This window comes from Elstera sp., assembly GCF_044372965.1.
GTDB lineage: Bacteria > Pseudomonadota > Alphaproteobacteria > Elsterales > Elsteraceae > Elstera.
This window is the reverse complement of sequence record NZ_JBILQX010000250.1, coordinates 1-4,229: the sequence shown is the minus strand read 5'-3', so window position 1 is coordinate 4,229 and position 4,229 is coordinate 1. Positions and strand designations below refer to the sequence as shown.

Here is a 4,229-nt window from a genome sequence, read left to right as displayed (position 1 = left end):
GCCTGGCAACACGCTACGACAAAACAGCCGTAAGTTACCTCGGCTTCATTCACATCATCGCCGCAAGATTGTGGGTGCGGAGTTTGTCAACATGACCTAGGTGAGCCCAGAAATATTATTTATTACTATTCACAATTGAGAACACTTGCTCCAACCCCTCATACGCTTGCGCCTCCAGGTTTTCCGTCAAATCTAACATTTGGCCGATCTCTTGATTTCGGTAAGCGATTTCTGCCAAGCGGCATTGCTGGCCGAGGTGCGTCAGCCCAAAGCTGCCCAACAGGCTGGCGAGGGCGTGGATGGCTTGGCAAAAGGCCGCATGGTCGCCCGCCGCCCGCGCGCGGCTTAGGGCTGTGAGGCGTTTTTCGACATCGGCCCGGAAATCAATAAGGATCGAGCCGATCAAATCCTCGCCAACATTCTCGGCAAGGTCGCGGAGAACCGCCATATCGACGAGAGTGGAATCGGGCGTCGCGTCCCCCAATTCCGGCGGCACGATATCGCCCTGCGGTTCGGGAATATTTCCGAAATTACTCAGCAGGCTCGCGAGTTTTTTGAGTTGAATGGGTTTTGCGAGCACCGCGTTCATACCGGCCTGGAGATATTTCTCCCTATCGCCTGGAAAAGCATTGGCCGTTACCGCGAAAATGGGAATCTGCGCCAGCGCCCCGCCTAATTCCCGAATATGCTGGGTTGCCGTCACGCCATCCATTTCCGGCATCTGAATATCCATCAGAACAAGGTCGAAGGGTCGTTCCTGAACGGCGCTCACCGCATCGATCCCGTCAAACACGGTTTCGCAGCTATGCCCGAGTTTTTCTAACTGCCCCCTCAGAACCCGTTGATTGGTAAGATTATCGTCGGCAATCAAAATGCGCAGCGGACGAACGGGAGCGGTCGAGGTCGGCGTTTCGAGGGGGGCCGGGCGCGGCTCCTGCGATACAGCCAGGGGCAGCTTGACGCTAAAGCGGCTGCCTTTACCATAGACGCTCTCAACACTAATCCGACCGCCCAACGCCGTGACCAGCCGCCGTGAGATCGCTAAGCCAAGACCGGACCCCCCATAGCGCCGATGAGTGGTCGCCTCCCCCTGTTCGAACTGCTGGAACAGCCGCCCCAACGCCTCGGGCGGAATACCAACCCCCGTATCGGTCACTTCGAAGATCAACCAATTAGGTGACGATAAGCTGACGTTTAGAGTGATGTGGCCCTCGCTGGTAAACTTTACCGCGTTCCCCATCAGGTTCAGCAGAATTTGCCGCAAGCGCCCCTCGTCCCCCACGCGCCAGGGATCAATGTCCGCCGCGATGTCGACATGGATCGGAACCCCTTTGGCGCGGGCGTCGGTTTCCACCAAAGCGATAATCGACTCGAGGGTTTCGATGAGATCGAAGGACGCATTTTCGAGGGTTATTTTCCCAGCCTCAAGCCGCGAGAAATCTAAAATATCATTGATAAGCCGCATCAGGGCTTCGGCCGAGTTTTGAATGATTTGGATGGATCGGCGCTGATCGAGCGATAGAAGCGTATCGCCCAGCAAGCCCGCCATTCCAATAATACCATTCATCGGGGTTCGGATTTCATGGCTCATTTGAGCAAGAAACAGCGATTTTGCCTGATTAGCCGCGTCGGCCAGTTCGCGTGCCCGGCGCAAGGCATCGGTTTGCTGACGCACAACCCTAAGCTGTCGCCCCGTCACAAGAATGGCCAAACCCATCAAGGCGAGGAATAGCGCGCTCGCCGCCCCAACCAAAAGGCTTTCCTGGCGCCAACTTTCCAGGGCTGCCTGCTTGTCAAGCCCCACCACCACAACCACAGGCCATCGGCGGGTAACGCGAAAGCTAACGATTGAGGCTGCGCTGCCATTCTTGCCGCCGGTCTGAAAGGTCCCCCGCTCCCGATCCGGCAAAAACTCCGTAAATATCGGGACGGTGATATCCGTACCGCGTGCCCTGTCCGCCTCTTCATTGCGGGTTACAATCAGGGGCGTGCCATCGAATCGCAAAATGCGAATCTCGGCCTGATAATCCTGAAGGAGCGCCGCATATTGCAGTTTGAGCGCGTCGATATTCAAAAGCGCGACCGTTACCGACCGTAACCGACCGCGCAAATCCCGATCGGCATAGGCAAAGGGAATAAAAGACGATTGCACGACCGCCCCGTCCGCCGCGGAAAACGACCGCCGCGCGATGGGCATACCAACCGCCCACGACAGGTTGCTATCCTCGGTTAATCGCTTTACAAAATCATACTTACTTAAATCAACACCAATATCATTTTCCGATGACGTACTATACTCGATCACGTAATCTTTATTCGAAAACGCCAACCCTCTAATCGTATCACTTCGACGTAAAAAATCATCAAAACCACTCACCCCCAAACGACCCGTGCTGACATAAGCCGCATGCGTTCCTTGCACAACCAATGAAACCGTTTGTAATGACCGCTCTATTTGATCGTCCAACAGTAACGCGAGCGATTCCGAGACTCTTTGTGTGTCCGCAATCGTGCGCTCCCGCCCGGAATAGCTCATGAACCCAAAGAGCAGGATGACGACGAGAAAGACACTCGGCGCGATAATCCAGAACAACCGCGATAGCCGGGCAATCTGCCGCCGACTTCCGCGCAGTGCCTCCACCGATAAAGCGGTCGCGGCATACTCTTTGCTGTTCGAGAAAGCATCAACTGCCCTGGGTGGATTTTGGTCCATCTGATTTCCCGTAGAGGTAACGCCCATGACCATTTTCAACCGCGATTATGCCCCTTCCCCGCGCTGGGCGTCCGCCCTGATTTTGCTCTCCACCACCCTTCTGATGGCAATTTCTCCCGGCCCCAAGGGGACGGCGATTGCCGCTGACGGACGGCTAGAGGCAGTAAAATCTGCCAACAAACTCCAAATTTGCATTTGGCCGGCCTATTACGGAATCACCTTCCGCAATCCGCGCGACTCGCAACTGCGGGGTATCGATATTGATCTAGCAAAAACCTTAAGCAATGATTTAGGCGTCGCGCCTGTTTTCGTCGATAGCTCGTTCGCTAGCTTTATGGATGACTTGGACGCGGACAAATGCGACATAGCCATGTTTGGCATTGGCCATACCGAAGCCCGGCGGGCGCGCGTTGATCTGACCGAGCCCCATTTACGCTCCGGCATGTATGGGATCACAACCAAAACCAACAGCAGCATTCGCAATTGGGCCGATATCGACCAGCCGGGCCGCGTGGTCGCGGTGCAAAAGGGAACTGTGATGGAGCCCTATATGTTGCAAAATGCGAAAAAGGCGGAAGTCCGGGTCATCGTGCCGCCCGACACGCGCGAAGACGAAGTTCTGTCGGGGCGCGCCGATGTGTTTATGACCGACTATCCCTATTCCCTGCGCATGCAGTTCCAGCACGATTGGGCGCGGGTCATTGCCCCGCCGCAAATCGTGAACCCCGTCGATTATGGGTTTGCGATTAAGAAAGGCCAGCCCGACTGGCTGGCACGCGTTAACAGCTTTATCGCCCAAGTCAAAAAGGACGGGCGCCTGATGACCGCCGCCAAAGCCAATCAAATGGAGCAAATCGCCCTTACAAAATAGCCCTGTTTAGAGACTGCTAAACCCCTCACCAGCGCCCTGGTGAGGGGTTTTTCTTTGTGCTGCGACGCTCTCCGAGAGCCTTAAACCTCCCAAAAAAATCCCCTCTTCTGGGATGAAGAGGGGATTTTTGCCAAGCTCAGTTAAGAGGTTACTGCGCTAAGCGATGCAGCCCCGGCAGGCGGCTGAGCAACGGCAGGCCAAGGCCAACCTCGATCTGCTCCCGCCGCCGCAAGCTGCCATCGGCAAGCTCCGCCGCAAACGCCAACGCGGCCCCCAAGGCAAGCCCCCCAAAGATCCCGCCAATCACGAACAAAATGGCGGGCGGGGTCATCGGCACCGTCGGCATCGTCGGCGGATCGATCAATTTTACCCGCTCGGGCGCCTCGAATTTCCCAAGCGCCCCGGTAACGCGGGCCATCTCATAGCGTTTGGCGAGGCTATCGTGCATCTCGCGCGCGGCCAGAACGCGCCGATCTAACTGATGCTGCTCCCGTTCGACTGTGCCGTAGGTGGCCACAGAGGCTTGCGCTTCGGCGACCGACGCCGCTAAGCCCGCCACCTCGCGCGTTAAACTTTCCTGTTTGGCTTTGCTATCCTGCAAGCGTTGCATTTGCGACAGGAGTAACGGGGCCGCTGGCCGATCCG

3 protein-coding genes and 1 pseudogene are annotated in these 4,229 nt (G+C 56.5%); 2 read left to right on the top strand and 2 right to left on the bottom strand.

Annotated features, from left to right (window positions below; all coding sequences use genetic code 11):
* Positions 1 to 95, top strand: a pseudogene (locus ACIQ36_RS18985) (IS5/IS1182 family transposase); the annotation flags it as partial.
* A gap of 20 nt (positions 96 to 115) precedes the next feature.
* Here the strand turns inward: ACIQ36_RS18985 and ACIQ36_RS18980 are convergent.
* Entirely contained in the window at positions 116 to 2,713 is a 2,598-nt protein-coding gene (locus ACIQ36_RS18980) for an ATP-binding protein (protein WP_395832267.1), read from the bottom strand.
* 25 nt (positions 2,714 to 2,738) lie between these two features.
* Here ACIQ36_RS18980 and ACIQ36_RS18975 point away from each other — a divergent pair, with 25 nt between their 5' ends.
* Complete coding sequence (locus ACIQ36_RS18975; protein WP_395832265.1) at positions 2,739 to 3,584, top strand: ABC transporter substrate-binding protein; 846 nt, start codon at positions 2,739 to 2,741, stop codon at positions 3,582 to 3,584.
* Between the two features lie 148 nt (positions 3,585 to 3,732).
* Here ACIQ36_RS18975 and ACIQ36_RS18970 read toward each other — a convergent pair.
* The coding region (locus ACIQ36_RS18970; RefSeq protein WP_395832263.1) for a hypothetical protein at positions 3,733 to 4,229 on the bottom strand (497 nt) is incomplete at its 5' end.